Here is a 14,999-nt window from a genome sequence, read left to right as displayed (position 1 = left end):
GCCCGAACCGGCACCACCGCCACCCGAACCCGCGCCGCCACCACCCGAACCGGCGCCGCCTCCACCGGAGCCAGAACCGCTGCCGCCCGAGCCCGCACCGTTGCCGCCTGAACCGGCGCCCGCTCCCACACCTGCACCAACGCCCGCGCCGTTGCCACCCACACCTGCGCCCACGCCCGCGCCGCTGCCACCTACGCCGGCCCCCACACCCGCACCGACGCCTGCACCGTGGCCGTTGCCGTTGCCGTTGCCGTTGCCATTGCCATTGCCATTGCCGTTGCCATTGCCATTGCCATTGCCATTGCCGCCCGCGCCCGCACCGTGGCCACCGCCGTTGCCGCCCGCGCCGCCACCACCATTGCCACCTCCACCGTTGCCGCCAGCCGCTGCATAAGCCGCACCGGACAGCGCTAACATCACCACCCAGGTGGCCGTGTGTTTCGTCAGTCGGTTCATCGTCCGCCCCTTTCCTCGTACAAACCGCATCGAAAGTGCGCCGGTGCAGCGCTCAAATTCTGCGCGTACGCCAACAGCCGCATCGCGCATACGATGTGCCTCGAGGAGCGAGGGCACCGATTCTAATAAGGAGAACTACGAACAATACGATGCATCGCCTGATGCAGGCGGGATGACACGGCATGGCGCTGTGTGGTTGCGTCGTTTTCGACGCCGCCATTTTGAAAAAATGGCATCGGCAAAGTCTCCAGGCGTCACGTACGGACCCGGTCACACGTCACGCGCGGGAACCATGTCGAATGCTGGAATTGAATAAGAGTCTTTATCAACCGCCGGGAAAGCATGATTCGTGCGCAGAATCCAGAGAGCGGAGAAGAGGAACTGGTGGAGGCGAGCCACCGAATTCCTCAGGGTTCAACATGTAGATGTGCCGATTAGCGTGCGGCCTTCTCGCTTTGCGCAAATTCACGGATGCGCGTTGCCAGCGCAGGTATGCCAGCATTGCGGGCCACGTAGTGGGAAAGCTGGCGGGTACCCAGATCGACAGTCACCTGATCGTCGGGCGCCTTGGTATAGGGTCCGTCGACGGCAGCGTGATATTCGATGCGCAACTGCGTGTCGTCCGCGACAATGCGCAAATACCCGTAATTCTGGTCGTCGTAGTTCTCGATGACCACGGCATCGGTGCTATTCGTTGCGGCCTGGATCAACTGCGGTGCACGAAGTGGCGGCTGTCCGTTGGTGGTCAGTCGCTGGACGTTGTGTCCGCCGTTGCCGCACACGATGTACGGAATGTGGGTCCCGTCCGGACGTGTACGCGTGAAGCGTTGATAATTGTGCGCGTGTCCCGCAAGATCGGCGTGCGGCCATACGCCGACCTCTTCGCAAATCGCATCGATCTGCTGCTGCATCTCGACACTCCAGCCATGACGTCCGCGCGCGACATACGGCGGATGATGATGCGCGAACAGTAGTGCGCCCGTGTAGCCTTCCTTTTTCACCCGCGTCAACGCCGCCTTGAGAAACTTCAGCTGGCTGTTGCCGATGTCGCTATTCGAAATCACCCCTGGATCTTCGAGCGTATTGCTATACAACGCGATGATGCGCACGAACGGCGCTTCGAAGGTAAAGAAAACGCCCGGTTGAATTTGCGCGGTACGCGAAAGGTTGCCCGCATCGGGCGAGACCTGAAAGCAGTCGGAGCAGAAGTTTCGCAGAAACGCCTGCAAACTCTTTTCATGCTGCAAAGGCGAGATCATCCCGTCATGATTGCCGGCGACGGCGAGGATCGGTGCGTGATAGTCGCGATAGGGCTCGTAGAACTGGTCGTAGTAGTACTGCGCCTCGCCGAAGCTGTAGACGATGTCGCCCAGCAGAAAATTGAATTGCGGTACTTCGGCAGGATCGGTTTCGTCGAAGTCGCTGACCATCTTGTCGGAGACTTCGTTCTGCGTTTTCGGGCCGCGGGTACTGCCGCAATCGCCCGTCGAGTGAAAAACGATCTGTCGGTTCGCGTTGATCTGGTTGAGGATGGTCTGATCGTTATCGATCACGTCTGCGAGTGTCAGGCGGGGTTCGACGCCGCCGCGCGGCGCGGGAAAGGGAAGGGCCTTGAGTTTGTGCTCGCGGTTGAGCTCGTCGATCATCCGGTAGGCCGCCACATCGGATGCGTGCCTGACGATGAAGGTTTGCGGATCTGGCGTAGGCTGCGGCTGCGAGAAGACGGGGGCGGCGAGAACGCGGCCGCTGCCACTGCTGGTTGACGTTCGAACTGAGCGCTTCTTTGGCATGTTCTATTTCCTCCAATCGTGGATATAACGCGGGACCGAGCTCGACCTACATGGTCCCTGGCCGAATGCTCCGGGTGAGACGGTGACTTCGGGAAGAGGTTCAGTCGTAGTCGTTGCAGGGCGTAACAGGCGATTTTTTTCTCCGCTTATACTCACTCTCGCCTGAACGGCTCACTCCCAGGTCCCACGCTGCACGCCAAAAAAAACACGACCTCGGTCGACAACACGGCACGCGATTCACGTTTCGCAACCGCGGTTCTTACATAACGGGTGGGATTATTATGCTAAATCGAGCTTTTGCCGCAGTGATTTCATCGTTGCTCGTGGCCGGCGCGGCCGCTGCACCAGCCGTGGCGCATGCCGACGACAGCTTCGCGCAGGACGACGGCGAGTCGCATGGCCGGACGGTCAAGGTGATGATCATTTCGATGTTCGGTCCGGAAGGGCAGGTTTGGCTGGATCATCTCGGACCGTGGCAGGATATCACCGTCGCCGGTCTGTCCCCCGATTACCCAGCCGTGCACTGCAACCGCCAGGATGTCTGCGTGATGACGACGGGCATGGGCCACGCGAATGCCGCCGCGTCGATCATGGCGCTGACGTTCTCGCCGCGTTTCGACCTGCGCCACACGTACTTCATGGTGGCGGGCATCGCCGGTATCGATCCGCTTCAGGGGACTGTCGGTTCCGCTGCCTGGGCGAACTGGCTCGTCGACTTCGGCATTCAGTGGGAGATCGACGGGCGCGAAATTCCGTCGGGCTGGAACACCGGCTATCTCGGCATCAACACGACGAGCCCGACGCAGAAGCCGCCGCTCGACTATCGCACCGAGGTGTTCCAGCTGAATCCGGCGCTCACGAACGCGGCGTTCGCGCTGTCTCGCAACGTGACGCTGACCGACGACGCCCAGGCGCAGGCCGCCCGTGCCAAATACAGCTATGCACCCGCAAACCGACCGCCGACCGTGATCCAGTGCGACACGCTGGCGGGCGATACCTGGTGGTCGGGCACGGACCTCGGCGAGCGGGCGCGGCAATGGACGAAGATTCTCACCGACGGCAAGGGCACCTATTGCACGACGCAGCAGGAAGACAACGCGACTTTCGAGGCGCTGACGCGCGCGGCGACCGTGCATCGCGTCGACCTGAACCGTGTCGCGGTGCTGCGCGCCGGCTCGGACTTCGACCGGCCATACGCGGGCCAGTCGAGCGCGGATAATTTGCTCAACTACGCATCGCAAGGCGGCTTCACGATCGCGATCGACAATCTGTTCCTCGCGGGCAATCCGCTGGTGCAGGACATCGTCACGCATTGGGGCGAGTGGCGCAACGGCGTACCGCAGCGGTAGCGCACCGCCTGCGAGCTTGCGTGCGGCAAGCGGCTCACGCCGTTCCAGCAGTTCGCACGCAACGCTGACGTACACGGCGTTGCCGACGGCGTGGGCAGGCAATTCGTGACATTCCGCCCACGGCCGGGATCTTCTCCAGGCCGGTCATAGGCTCGCGGCGGCGTCGTCAAGCAACGGATAGTCGTTATACCCGGTCGCGTCGTCCGTATAGATCGTCTCAGCATTGACGGCATTGAGCGGCGCGTCGCGTCTAAAGCGCTCCACGAGATCTGGGTTGGCGATAAAGGGCCGCCCGAACGCTGCGGCGTCTGCTTCGCCGCGCTCGATGGCGGACTGTGCGCTCTGCTTCGTCAGCCCTTCATTGAGAATGTAGGCCCCCTTGAAGAGGCGCCTTACATCGTGGCCAATTCGCTCTGCGCCGCGATCGAGGTCCTCTCGCGCGAATATGAACGCGATGTTGCGCGCGCCGAGTTGCTGGGCGACATATCGGAACAGCGCACGCGGATTCGAATCATGCATCGAGTGTGAGCTGGACATCAGATTCAGATGCACGCCGACGCGGTCGGCCGGCCAAACAGTCAGTACGGCATCGAGTGCTTCGAGAAGAAAGCGCGCGCGGTTCTCGATCGAACCGCCGTAGCGGTCGGTACGCTGGTTCGATCCGTCGTGCAGAAATTGATCGAACAGGTAGCCATTCGCGGCGTGCAGTTCGACGCCGTCAAAGCCAGCGCGCCTGGCATTCGCCGCGCCCACGCGAAAATCTTCGACGATGGCGGGAATCTCTTCGGTCCGCAGCGCGCGTGGCACGGCGAAGGGCCGCTGCGGACGAAGGCGGGAGACGTGGCCAAGCGCGGCCACGGCGCTCGGCGCCACGGGAGGCGCGCCGTCGTGGAAGACGGGATCGGAGACTCGCCCGACGTGCCACAGCTGGGAGACGATCAGGCCGCCGGCTGCGTGAACGGCCGAGGTCACCTCCTTCCAGCCCGCGACCTGTTTTTCCGTCCAGATGCCCGGCGTATGGGGGTATCCAACCCCCTGAGGCGTGACCGAAGTGGCTTCGGTAATGATCAGGCCTGCACTTGCGCGCAGCGCATAGTGTCTTGCGTTGAGCGGACCCGGGCTGCGCGCGTCGAACGCCCTCATGCGAGTGAGCGGCGACATGACGATGCGGTTCGCCATCTGTAGCGCACCGATCTGGACGGGTTCGAAGAGTGTAGACATTTGCGGGCTTCCCTTGCGCATTGGGTGATACTGATCGTGCTGCCCGGCTGGCAATCGCCGGCACGGGCACGTACGGCATCGTTGGGCTCACGGCCTGACGGGCAGGCGTGCCCGTCGCGTGCGAACGCGCACGACGAGCGAGTGCTTCGGCGCTTTCAGTGCGGCGCGTCGAGGTAGACGCCTGCCGACAGCCCGGCCTTCACCTCCCGCGTGAACTCGTCGGTGGACACTTCTTGCGCACCTGCCTCGATCGCGTCGTAGGCTTGACGCACGACGTCGGCCGGCGTTGCTTTCGGAACTTCCAGCCCGCGCGTCAGATCCGTATCGATAAACCCGGCATGCAGCCCGACAACCTGCGTGTGCTGATCGCGCAGCGAATGCCGCAGCCCGTTGGTTACCGCCCACGCGGCCGACTTCGACACGCCGTAAGCGGAGAGGATTGGCCGGTTTATCCAGCTTGCGACCGACAGCACGTTCAGAATCGTGCCTCCGCCGTTGCTGGCGAGATTGCCCGCGAAGGCCCGCGACATCGCCAGTATCCCCAACACGTTGGTTTCGAAGTGATCACGCAAGGCGTCGAGCGCGCCGTCGTCCGTCAGGCTGCCGAGCCGCGCGATGCCCGCGTTGTTGATCAGAAGCGTGACGTCGCGCGCCGCATCGGCGGCAGCGGCCACGGCCGCCGGATCGGTTACGTCGAGCTTCACGGGCACGACGCCCGTCAGCGTCACGCTGGCCGGATCGCGCGCGCCAGCGTAGACCTTGTGCGCGCCTCTTTCGAGCGCCTGTTTTGCGAACTCGAGGCCAAGCCCGCGGTTAGCGCCCGTCACGAAAACAACACCACCTTCGACCTTCATATTTCGTCCTTTCTGATGATTGAATCGCATGTGCGCTGGTTCGCCGCGCGCGTGAGAGCCGCTGAAAACAAACCTGCCAGTGCGTAGCGAGCCATTGCGCCGCCGAACGGCACCTACATACGTCGGCCACCGGCGTCAAAGGCCGCGATGGCCCACTCCACTGTCATCCGTGCCGAGCCGACGTGGCTTCGCGTTGTGCGCGAAAGTGGGCTACACTTATTTCAATGTCGATCACCATCGTCTTATGGCGCATTGTGTCGAGGTAATTCGGACGTGTCAATGGTGATCGACATTGTGTTTTTTAATCGATGCGATCATCTATATAAGGGAGGGATCGATGGGGGTGTCACGACAGCAGGCCGCCGAAAACCGGAGCGCGATTGTCGCGGCCGCCGAGAGGCTGTTCCGGGCGCGCGGCGTCGACGCCGTCGGGCTGGCGGAGCTGATGAAGGAAGCCGGCTTCACGCAGGGCGGCTTCTATAACCACTTCGAGTCGAAGGACGCGCTGGTCGCCGCGGTGATGGAAAAGGCGATGCAAGACTATGCGGATTCGCCGAACGCCGGCAGTCTGGCGAAGCAGGCGGCGCGCTACCTGTCGACCTCGCACCGTGACAACATCGAGGCCGGATGCCCCCTGTCCGGCTTCGCGGGCGACGCTCCCCGGATGACCGACGCGGCGCGTGTGCCCTATGCGCGCGGCCTCGCCGTGTATCTTGACCGGCTGGCTGCCATGATCGCCACGGAAGGCGCGACGGCGCAACAAAGCCGTCGCGCTGCGATTGCAGCGTTCAATCAGATGGTGGGGGCGCTCGTGCTGTCGCGCGCAATCGCTGAAACAGATCCGGCCTTCGCTGACGAAATCCTCGAAGCGGGCCGGCGGACGCTCGTCGATGCGCCCGACGACCTGGACACGCCGGTTAGCGCGCGTCGGTGAGCGGCGGGTCTGCGTGATCGTCGCCTGCTTGCCCCAGCGCAGGCAGGTGCCTGCCGAAGTTCATTTCCGAGTCGCTCGGAACGCCATAGGCCAGGCCACGGAGCTCGGCGCGGCGGCCCTGCCCAGCCGGCGAAGCCATGCCGGGAAGAACAGGTCGATGCTCGACCGGACTTCGGCAGCCGTCGGCAGTCCGAAACGCTTGCCAAGCCCCCGGAAGACCTTGACGATCATCGCCATTGCTTCGGCGGCCCCTTCTAGCAAGCCCAGCGCGCTTACGCTCATGGCCATCGTGGCGACGAGGAATTATGGGTAGCTCGCGTGGACGTACCATGGAGTTGCAGTGCGGTAGAAGCCCGGGTTGCGCTGGGCCAATCAGACGCGTGGAGATGCGCCATGAAAAGCCTCCGGAAAATTGCCCCGACGCTGGCTGCGTCGGGGCTCCTGCTGACTGGATGTGCAGCTGGCGTGCCACAAAGCGGGCCACATCTGAGCCCAACGGAATGCCGTGACCTGGCCGCGCTAAGAAGCAACGCGCCTCCGACGATGGCGCAACACCAGAGCGAACTAGCGGCCCTGAGGAAAGCGGGCTACGACCCGTCACCCTGGTACGACGACCCTTACTACCCAGACGATCTGCAGGCGGCGCAGCGTCTGGTCGACTATTGGTTCAACACGGAGTGCCAGCAGGTTCAACCCCGATGAGAAAGGTGGGTTCTCTTGCCTGGCGACAGCGTAGAGTCTCGCTGCCGCGGACGCGAGCTGCAGGTTAGCGGCGTCGGTGCCGGCGTGCCATTTGCGCGCGAGTGAACTATCCTGAATGGATTACTGAAGGCTGGTATTTTCTACGCATTCGACAGGAGGTGTGCCATGTCGATGTCGGCCACTCTGCAGGAGCGCCTGCGCAGCAAGGGCTCACGTTACGAAATCGTGCGCCATCCGTACAGTCATTCGAGCATGGAAAGCGCTGCTGCGGCGCACATTCCCGGCGACCGTCTTGCCAAGACGGTGCTGCTCGAGGACGAGCACGGCTATGTGGCTGTTGTGCTGCCCTCGACCTACGCCGTGCAATTGTCCGAGCTTTGGAACAAGACAGGGCGCAGGCTCGGCCTTGCTACGGAAGACGAATTGCGCGAGCTGTTCAAGGACTGCGATGCGGGGGCGCTGCCGCCGATCTGTGCGGCGTATGGCATGAAAACCTACCTCGAGACGAACCTGGCCGGCCAACCGGACGTCTACTTCGAGGCGGGCGATCACGAAGAACTGATTCACATGGAAGGGGACCAGTTTCTCGCGCTGATGGACGACGCAGAGCGAGCCCATTTCGCAAGACGCATGCGAGGCATGGGTGTGCGTTCCTGAGGAAGTAGTCGGGCAGCGTGCGTTCAGGCAGGCGCGGTGCTGATTAACCCAATCGCGCCGGGCAATCGCATGCTCGCTCGGTTAGCATAGGGCGGTGGTGCTGCGTGAGCAGAGGCGGACGACCTCCACCAGGCGATCCGGCGACCACGCTCGTGGATTCATACTGCAGTTTCATGTTCATTCCCATTCTGCTTCACATAGTACTTTGGAGTGCGAAGCAAGATTCAAAGTCGTACATTCGGCGCCGCAAGGAGTTCGTTGCTCGAGTGAATCGCAGCCCCATGGCGATGCGCGAGAAGTGAAGGAGTCGGTCCGCAACGGCGGATGTATCTTTCCTGAGAGCAAGAAGTGAGCAAGACGGCAGGCACGCGCCCCGGCGCCGCGCGACAGTCACTGTCCTATACTGGGTATTCCCATTGAGCGACTTCCATGGGCCGCCTCACCGCATCAATCAACCGAAAACAGGAGGGAGAAAATGCGTATCGCCAGACAAATGTCGGTCCTGCTCGTCGCGGCATCGCTTGGGATCGGCGCAGTCACACCAACCTTCGCGCAGAACGACGCTTCGGGTGCGGGAAATGCCGCAGCGATGGGGGGCGCGTCGACTGCGAAGCCGACCAAAGCGGAACGCAAACAGGCCCGAAAGGAAGCTCGGGCGAAAAAGAACGCCGAATTGAAGAAGCTTGAAGATGCGGGCTACCAACCCGGCCGCGCCAATGACCAGAACTATCCGCAGGATCTTGAGAACGCGCAAAAAAAGGCGGGGATTGGGCAGGGAGCGAGTCAATAGTGGCCGAATGCCGTGTACCTGCTACTTGCGCAATCTAATGAGGCCCGGTCTCCCTTTTCCTGGCCCGGGTAGTGCGTCCACTACGCCGGGCTTCTGAACCTGCTATTAGAACCGGTGGTACATGCCAATGTTGGCTTGAACCTGGTTGCCGCCCGATGCCGTATTGCCGAAGTCGGCAGCCGAAGCCTGAGCGCCCTGAGCGTGAACGTAGGCACCCATGACGTATACCGAGGTGAGCTTCGACAGCGCGTACGTAGCACCCAGCGAGGCCTGGTTGATCGAGGCCATTGTGCGGCCCTCAGCGGCTTGTGCAGGCGTGGCTGCCGAACCGTAGACGTACGTGTATCCAGCAGCCAGCGACAGCGCCGGGGTTGCCTGATACTGCAGAAGGGCGCCCACTACGTTGAAGTGGATCGATTCCTGGCCATCGTTGCCTTCATATTGAGCGTTCGAGTAACGCAGGCCAGCCGTGTACGGACCAAACTGGTATTGGCCAGCGATTTGAGCGATGCCCGCGCTCTTGAACGCATTGCCACCGTAGTAACCCGAATTCGGATAGCCCAGCGCACCGCCGAACGACGGTTGCGCCGTTGCGTTCTGCCAGCCGTTCTCACCCTGGTTCGCGGCATGGAAGTAGCCGCCCGCGACCGTCAGACCGCCTTGGGCGTAGTCTGCAGCCACCGACCACGATTGACCCGAACCCATCGCGCCGGCAACGCCGCCGAACGAGTACGCGCCTTCAGCCTGGAAGCCGTGGAAAACCGGTGAAATGTACTTGACGGCGTTGTTCTGGTTCGTCGTGTTGTCGTTGTTGTCCACGTCGCCCGGGGTCGAGAATGTCGACGCCGAAACGGCGTCGCCCGTCAGGCCTTGAACCATTTCCGTCACTGCGTCGATCTGGCGACCCATACGCAGGGTACCGTACTGATCCGACGTGAGGCCGACGTAGGCCTGGCGGTTAAACAGCGAACGGGAGGAGCCAATGGGGCCCTGGCCGCCGATGCCGCCGCTGGCAATGTTGAAACCATTTTCGAGCTTGAAGACCGCCTTGAGGCCGCCGCCGAGGTCTTCCTGACCCTGGAGGCCCCACTTGTTCGAACCCGAGGCGCCGCCAACGAGGGCGACTTCCGAGTGGCCATTAACGTTCGAGGTGTAGCTGATACCAGCGTCCAGCATGCCGTACAGGGTGACCGACGACTGTGCCATTGCTGCCGAGGATGCGGCGAAAGCAGCAACAGCGATAACCGTTGCCTTGAGGGTGCTGTTTTTCATCTGTAATTCAGTGTCCCTGAGTATCTTTTGGATTGGTTTATTCGTTACTGCGCGCCGGAGGATACGGCACCTCCTGCAAACTCAAGAAACGAAAAAAAAAGACTGTCGCAAAAACGTAACAAGAAGGCGCTATGTCTTGTGCGGCGGCCGATCCATGGGCTATTCCGCGCCAGGTCCGGAACGGCTGGCAGTCACGATTGACTTAACCGGACATCCGCTCGCGCCAATCCTCATTGCGGCATCTCGAAAAGCTTCGCCTGGTCCAGGCTTCGCCATTCTCTACGGCACGCGAGACTTTGCCTTGGCGCTAGTGGATATGAGCCAGCATGTCGCCGGCTTGCGGAGACCGCGCGGTCCTCGCTCATCCCGCGGGAAATGGAGCAAAGAATGGGCGTCCCGGACCTGCAGATTCGCGACGGGAACAGTGGAACGACGTAAGGCGGACGTCCGAAAGGAGACCTTATCGATCAAGGCCGCAGATGGGGGGTGCGGACCAACGAAGCGGTCCGATACGCAGGCGTGCTGTCCGCCGACACTGCACGGGAGCAGACCCGGGACCGGATTGCCTGCTGCCGACAGACTGGGTCTGACAGCGTGCAGGATACGGGTCGGGAACTTTCGCTGTACAAACGGCTGAAGAGGGGTAACATGAGAGCGTCAGTCGACCTGCGACCGATCCCAGCCCTCCTCCTGCAGCCTTCCTCAGGGATCGAGCCGCTTCCCTCCATCGCAGACCACGAAACGCGATCGACCGCTGTCCAGATGTGTCGAGGCGGCCGCGTGCGCCCTTATCTCCGCTTTTGCCGCAAACGTGCGGCCAGAAGGTGACTCCATGACTGTCGCTGCCCGTCTCTACCGTGGACTTGAGATTTGCCCACTGGTTTATCCGCACCGACCAACCGCGTCCGGTGGCTCCCATAACTACGACGAGGGGTTTGATGCTGCTGTGCGGATCCTGTGGCCGCAGGAGCCAGACGGCACTCAACGGAGCCGGGTGTTTTGCCTCGCAGCCAGCCGCCCATTCGGAAGCGCGGGCGATGCGCGTCGTGCATCGATCGAATATGCCGAGCGCCTCATCGATACCGGTTCACCGGGCGAGATTGTGGTCGATTTGAAGTCCTGAACATTTTTTCCATTCACGTAGCCACTGTTGCGCCTGAAGCAATGGCTATGGCTTTCTTCGGTATCGATGGAGGTTCACCGTGAACAGAAACGACCTGCTCAGACGCATCCAGGTCCGCGGCCGCGACATTATCGACGAATTTTTTCCGTCGGATGCGAACGCCGACCTGGATAGCCTGATCGGCGACCGTCGCCATGAGGTCGACCCGCAAGCTTACCGGATGTTCGTCGCAGTCCGCGCGCTGTTACGCGAAAGCGGTATGCCGAGTTGCGAGTCGGATTGCGAGGCGGGGCAGATCATGGCCCTTCTCAACAGTCGCGCAGCCTGACGATCACGATGGAATCAGGCGTTCCGCGCCGCTTTGAGGCTTGCCGGCATGCGATCGAACACGTGCAAAGTTCGCGACACGTGCAGCAAGTTGGCTAACAGGATTGCCTTGTCATTTCCGCGGAGCTTCCATGCATCGAGTTTTCTCGCATCGCGGTTTTGAAATCCATGTGAGGCTGACGGAGGCTTCCAGAGGCCTCTATGACGCAACGTTCTGGATAACGGGAAACGAAAATCCCGGCGTGGTCGAAGAACTCGGCGCCGAGACGAAGCTTCGCAAAGGGCCGCTCACACTCGAAAGGGCCTTGGAGATCGCAGAGAAGGCTGGTCAAGCGGCTATCGATGCCGTTCTGGGAGAGGACGGGTCGTAAGCCTACGGCATGCCAAAATGCGGGCGATAACTCGTTCCGCGAGTCCTCCAACGTTTGGCGCGGCTTCTGTTTTGCGAGAGACCACCCTTTGGTCAGAGCGCACATCCGGTCAATCGAGGCTTGCGCGAAATCCGGTCGGCTGAAGTCGACCCGGAGCCGTCGTTGTCGCCACGCGCTCATAGACGCGCAGCAACTCGTCGTTGTCACCCGGACGGCTGCCCTCCCAGTACAGCCGCCAGCCTCCGGCGGGTACCTGTGCCTGCGTAGGTCGACCCTGTTCAATGAGCCAGTTGCACGTCGTGTCCTGAGGGTCCGTGGTAGGCACGTGCAGGACACCGGCGAAGTAGTAGAGCATGGGCGCCTCGGATTCGCCTAGCCCGCTGCTTGCCATGCAGTCGCCCGCTTTCCAGGTGCTGTTCAGTTTGGCACGCAGATCCTCGAAGGGTGCGCGATAGCTCTTCGCGACGTCGAGCCAGGGCAGCAGCAGCGTGCCGACGAGCCCCCATGCGACGACGGCGCCCAGGCACCAGCTGAATGCGCCGCGCCAGCGGCCTGCTGACTTGAGCAGCGGCAGCAGCAATACCCACCCGAGTGTGAGGGCGAGCGCCGCGACGATCAGCTTCGGCTGAATTGGCATCACCCAGTCGAGCGGGAGCCAACGGCCAAGCAAATGCAGGACACCGTGGGTATGGGGGGAGGCCGTCATCGTCCACCATACCGCCCATACAAGCACCACGAACGAGCCGAACACGATACGGCTCGTCAGGTCCCACGCGAGGTGTACGCGCTGCGGCAGATAGCGGACTCCCTGCATTGCCAACAGGGAGAGCGGGGCGATGAACGGCAGGATGTAGAGTTCGCGCACTGTCGCCGACGCCTGCAGTACCGCGAAGCCGATCCCGGAAAACAGCACCGGCAGCGCAACTTCGGGATCGCGTAGACGTCGCCAGGCGCCCCCCGCTAGCGCCACGAGCGCGAGCGGCACGACTGGAAAGCCGACTGTCAACGCCGTACGCAGCACAAATAGGTGGCCGACGTTTTCCGAGCCTAGTTGCGCTACGGAAAAGCCGAAGAAGCGGCCGATGTTGTTGTCCCACAGCCAGATTCTGAACAGCGATTCGGAGCGCAGATAGAGGCACAACGGCCAGATCAGTGCGAACGGCGCGAAGTACAGCGCCGAGCGCGCCAGTGAGCGCGCAAAACGGCTGCTACGGCATGCAGGGTAAAGCAGCATCGCCGCACAGATGGTCGCGCCGAACACGAGCGGCAGGAACAGGCCCTTTGCCAGAAAGGCGATGCCGACGCCAACGCCGAACATTGCGGCGGCATGCCGGGCAGCGGGGCTTTGCGTGCGAGGGCCCTGGCAATCGCTGGTCGCTTGCTGTGAAGCTGTGGAATCTGGTCGTGCGGGTGCAACGTTGCAGTCTCCGTTAGGATAACGACGTAATCTGTCTTCCATCTGCAAGTGAGCGCAGACAAGATCGTAAAGTGCGCAGAACGCCAGCGCGGCGCCGGCCATCAGCGCGACGTCGGTCATCATGTCGTGGATATGTTTGACGATCACCAGCGTGCTGGCGAAGAGGGCGATCATTCCGGACACGCGCACGTCGGTCCAGCGCTCGGCGCCGGTAGCCCGCCGGGCGAGGCGTGCCGTGCAGGCAAGCGTGAGCGCTGCGAATACGACGCTCGCGAGACGAGCCGCGTCGTGCAGCGGGAGAAAACGGCCGAATGTCCAGGCGAGTGAGGCTGCCACCCAATCGTAGATGGGCGGCTTTTCCATGAAGGGCTGACCGGCGTTGGTCGGGACGACCAGGTCGCCGGTGTCGAGCATGTGTTCGATGATGCCGAAGGTGTACGTTTCGTCCTGCTTCCACGGATCGTGGCCCAGCGTGCCGGGCAGGAGCCACGCACAAACGAGGGCAAGCGCAAGCAACCCGACGAACAATCGTGAAGTCGCCACTGTTCGCAAGCCTTTGCGGGTACCCGGTAATTCCGGGGCCAAGGCAATAGTGGGCGCCGCCGGCTGGCGGCCCGTGGTCAGTTCCAAAAGGCGAGGCACGTCGAACTGAGTCACGCCATTGGAGACGGGAACCTGTTCGGTGCTACCTTCTGCGCCACCGGCGTCATCCTTGCGTCCCTGCATGTAACCTCTGCTCCTGGCGCGCGACGCGATCCGGTCAGCACCTTTCGTTATGGCCGTCGACGGGACAGCTGTCACGAACAGAATTGTATGCGCGGATTATTACCAAACAGTACCGTTGGATGTCGCGTATTTGAAAGATGCGAGCGCGCCCCGCCGCCACGCCCGTCGCAGCGTCTTGCTGCCTTTTGTCAGTGGGAACGGCCGATGCTGCGAAATAGCGAACTGTACGGGAAATAGCGATGAGCCGCGTGCTGCTGGCTGACGACGATACAGCCTTTCGTGATGCGCTTCAGACCTTGCTGGACGACGCCGGGCACGAAGTCTCGACTGCGGGGAATGGCCTCGAAGCGGTTTCGGCGGCCCTTGCTGCCACGCCGGAGGTGATTGTCTCCGACGTCCACATGCCCGTTCTCGAAGGGCCAGACGCGATTTCCATGTTGCGAGCTATCCCCCGATTTTGCGATGTTTCAGTCATTCTCATGTCCGGCGAAGACACAGATGTAGCGATTGCTGCCGAAGGTTTTCTCCATAAACCGTTTGACCCAAGCGCGCTTCTCGACACCCTTGCGAGGGTTTCAGGACGCAAGAAGTGTGGAAGTGCAAGCGCGCATCCACCGCCGCTTAGTGGTGTGTGCCGGGCGGGCGAGAGGGGCACGAAGTCGGCCATAGCGACTCGGCAGCATCAACGCATTGTGCGCGCGTTCGAACTGGTGGCGGACCAGGAGCGCCGGATATGCGGCCTTGAACGGCGCGGTGTCGAGACCGCGCTGGCAATCGACTTGTACGAGAACATGGTGTGTAGCGTGGCGACGCTGAGGCGCTTTGAGGAGATCACGGCGAACCCGGATCTTTCCGCCCCATGCTGATCTCGTTGCCAGCCCCAGACGCTCGCGCAAGTCAAATCTGACGGGCAACGCATTGTTGCCAACGCGGCCATTGCGACGCATATGGGCACGCCAATTGCGGCTCCGGCCGATACGGCGGCGAGGACACCGCGCGCCAAATTGCGG

Annotated in this window: 15 protein-coding genes; 9 read left to right on the top strand and 6 right to left on the bottom strand. The window is 62.2% G+C overall.

From position 1 onward, the window contains the following. Together M3I53_RS32110 and M3I53_RS32105 are read right to left on the bottom strand one after the other, a co-directional pair. Window positions 1–456: hypothetical protein (locus M3I53_RS32110; RefSeq protein ID WP_254319845.1), on the bottom strand; the 456-nt coding region annotated here is incomplete at its 3' end. 434 nt (window positions 457–890) lie between these two features. Continuing rightward, on the bottom strand, window positions 891–2,246 hold the full coding sequence (locus M3I53_RS32105) for a metallophosphoesterase (RefSeq protein ID WP_254319844.1): 1,356 nt from the start codon (window positions 2,244–2,246) through the stop codon (window positions 891–893). 281 nt (window positions 2,247–2,527) lie between these two features. On the opposite strand from M3I53_RS32105, the gene M3I53_RS32100 reads away from it, so the two are divergent. Then, window positions 2,528–3,595, top strand: coding sequence for a purine nucleoside permease (locus M3I53_RS32100; RefSeq protein WP_254319843.1), 1,068 nt, complete (start codon window positions 2,528–2,530; stop codon window positions 3,593–3,595). 144 nt (window positions 3,596–3,739) lie between these two features. On the opposite strand, the gene M3I53_RS32090 is transcribed toward M3I53_RS32100, so the two are convergent. Both M3I53_RS32090 and M3I53_RS32085 read right to left on the bottom strand, forming a co-directional pair. Further along, window positions 3,740–4,816 carry an alkene reductase gene (locus M3I53_RS32090; RefSeq protein WP_254319842.1) on the bottom strand — a complete coding sequence of 359 codons (1,077 nt, stop codon included), beginning with the start codon at window positions 4,814–4,816 and terminating at the stop codon, window positions 3,740–3,742. A gap of 155 nt (window positions 4,817–4,971) precedes the next feature. Continuing rightward, on the bottom strand, window positions 4,972–5,670 hold the full coding sequence (locus M3I53_RS32085) for an SDR family oxidoreductase (protein WP_254319841.1): 699 nt from the start codon (window positions 5,668–5,670) through the stop codon (window positions 4,972–4,974). Window positions 5,671–6,007: 337 nt separating this feature from the next. On the opposite strand from M3I53_RS32085, the gene M3I53_RS32080 reads away from it, so the two are divergent. From M3I53_RS32080 to M3I53_RS32065, 4 genes are all read left to right on the top strand, one after another. After that, window positions 6,008–6,604, top strand: coding sequence for a TetR/AcrR family transcriptional regulator (locus tag M3I53_RS32080; protein ID WP_254319848.1), 597 nt, complete (start codon window positions 6,008–6,010; stop codon window positions 6,602–6,604). 393 nt (window positions 6,605–6,997) lie between these two features. Then, window positions 6,998–7,306 carry a DUF4148 domain-containing protein gene (locus tag M3I53_RS32075; protein ID WP_254319840.1) on the top strand — a complete coding sequence of 103 codons (309 nt, stop codon included), beginning with the start codon at window positions 6,998–7,000 and terminating at the stop codon, window positions 7,304–7,306. Between the two features lie 165 nt (window positions 7,307–7,471). Continuing rightward, window positions 7,472–7,963: an aminoacyl-tRNA deacylase gene (locus M3I53_RS32070; RefSeq protein WP_254319839.1), complete on the top strand. Its 492-nt coding sequence runs from the start codon at window positions 7,472–7,474 to the stop codon at window positions 7,961–7,963. 475 nt (window positions 7,964–8,438) lie between these two features. Further along, window positions 8,439–8,753 (top strand): DUF4148 domain-containing protein, encoded by a 315-nt coding sequence (locus tag M3I53_RS32065; protein WP_254319838.1) that lies wholly within the window; start codon window positions 8,439–8,441, stop codon window positions 8,751–8,753. A 105-nt stretch (window positions 8,754–8,858) separates the two neighbouring features. Here M3I53_RS32065 and M3I53_RS32060 read toward each other — a convergent pair whose 3' ends face one another. Then, window positions 8,859–10,025, bottom strand: a complete 1,167-nt coding sequence (locus M3I53_RS32060) for a porin (protein ID WP_254319837.1) — start codon at window positions 10,023–10,025, stop codon at window positions 8,859–8,861. 832 nt (window positions 10,026–10,857) lie between these two features. On the opposite strand from M3I53_RS32060, the gene M3I53_RS32055 reads away from it, so the two are divergent. The 3 genes from M3I53_RS32055 to M3I53_RS32045 all read left to right on the top strand — a co-directional run bounded on the left by M3I53_RS32055 (window position 10,858) and on the right by M3I53_RS32045 (window position 11,846). After that, the gene (locus M3I53_RS32055; RefSeq protein ID WP_254319836.1) at window positions 10,858–11,148 is read left to right on the top strand and encodes a hypothetical protein; all 291 of its coding nucleotides are present in this window, start codon (window positions 10,858–10,860) and stop codon (window positions 11,146–11,148) included. Window positions 11,149–11,227: 79 nt separating this feature from the next. Next, a complete protein-coding gene (locus M3I53_RS32050; RefSeq protein WP_254319835.1) occupies window positions 11,228–11,476 on the top strand; it encodes a hypothetical protein in 249 nt (82 codons plus the stop codon). Window positions 11,477–11,606: 130 nt separating this feature from the next. Further along, window positions 11,607–11,846: a hypothetical protein gene (locus M3I53_RS32045; RefSeq protein WP_254319834.1), complete on the top strand. Its 240-nt coding sequence runs from the start codon at window positions 11,607–11,609 to the stop codon at window positions 11,844–11,846. A 109-nt stretch (window positions 11,847–11,955) separates the two neighbouring features. Here M3I53_RS32045 and M3I53_RS32040 read toward each other — a convergent pair whose 3' ends face one another. Next, the gene (locus M3I53_RS32040; protein ID WP_254319833.1) at window positions 11,956–13,989 is read right to left on the bottom strand and encodes a glycosyltransferase family 39 protein; all 2,034 of its coding nucleotides are present in this window, start codon (window positions 13,987–13,989) and stop codon (window positions 11,956–11,958) included. Window positions 13,990–14,228: 239 nt separating this feature from the next. Between M3I53_RS32040 and M3I53_RS32035 the strand changes: the two genes are divergently transcribed. After that, a complete protein-coding gene (locus tag M3I53_RS32035; RefSeq protein ID WP_254319832.1) occupies window positions 14,229–14,855 on the top strand; it encodes a response regulator in 627 nt (208 codons plus the stop codon). Window positions 14,856–14,999 lie beyond the last annotated feature (144 nt).

This window comes from Paraburkholderia sp. CNPSo 3272, assembly GCF_024206495.1.
In the GTDB taxonomy this organism is placed as follows: domain Bacteria; phylum Pseudomonadota; class Gammaproteobacteria; order Burkholderiales; family Burkholderiaceae; genus Paraburkholderia.
Note: the sequence above shows the minus strand (reverse complement) of the source record. Positions and strands in the feature narration are given on the sequence as shown.

Excerpts from the sequence above, each read along its gene's own strand:
- M3I53_RS32105 (WP_254319844.1), bottom strand. The coding sequence starts at position 2,246 with ATGCCAAAGAAGCGCTCAGTTCGAACGTCAACCAGCAGTGGCAGCGGC.
- M3I53_RS32100 (WP_254319843.1), top strand. The coding sequence starts at position 2,528 with ATGCTAAATCGAGCTTTTGCCGCAGTGATTTCATCGTTGCTCGTGGCC.
- M3I53_RS32090 (WP_254319842.1), bottom strand. The coding sequence starts at position 4,816 with ATGTCTACACTCTTCGAACCCGTCCAGATCGGTGCGCTACAGATGGCG.
- M3I53_RS32085 (WP_254319841.1), bottom strand. The coding sequence starts at position 5,670 with ATGAAGGTCGAAGGTGGTGTTGTTTTCGTGACGGGCGCTAACCGCGGG.
- M3I53_RS32080 (WP_254319848.1), top strand. The coding sequence starts at position 6,008 with ATGGGGGTGTCACGACAGCAGGCCGCCGAAAACCGGAGCGCGATTGTC.
- M3I53_RS32075 (WP_254319840.1), top strand. The coding sequence starts at position 6,998 with ATGAAAAGCCTCCGGAAAATTGCCCCGACGCTGGCTGCGTCGGGGCTC.
- M3I53_RS32070 (WP_254319839.1), top strand. The coding sequence starts at position 7,472 with ATGTCGATGTCGGCCACTCTGCAGGAGCGCCTGCGCAGCAAGGGCTCA.
- M3I53_RS32065 (WP_254319838.1), top strand. The coding sequence starts at position 8,439 with ATGCGTATCGCCAGACAAATGTCGGTCCTGCTCGTCGCGGCATCGCTT.
- M3I53_RS32060 (WP_254319837.1), bottom strand. The coding sequence starts at position 10,025 with ATGAAAAACAGCACCCTCAAGGCAACGGTTATCGCTGTTGCTGCTTTC.
- M3I53_RS32055 (WP_254319836.1), top strand. The coding sequence starts at position 10,858 with ATGACTGTCGCTGCCCGTCTCTACCGTGGACTTGAGATTTGCCCACTG.
- M3I53_RS32045 (WP_254319834.1), top strand. The coding sequence starts at position 11,607 with ATGCATCGAGTTTTCTCGCATCGCGGTTTTGAAATCCATGTGAGGCTG.
- M3I53_RS32040 (WP_254319833.1), bottom strand. The coding sequence starts at position 13,989 with ATGCAGGGACGCAAGGATGACGCCGGTGGCGCAGAAGGTAGCACCGAA.
- M3I53_RS32035 (WP_254319832.1), top strand. The coding sequence starts at position 14,229 with ATGAGCCGCGTGCTGCTGGCTGACGACGATACAGCCTTTCGTGATGCG.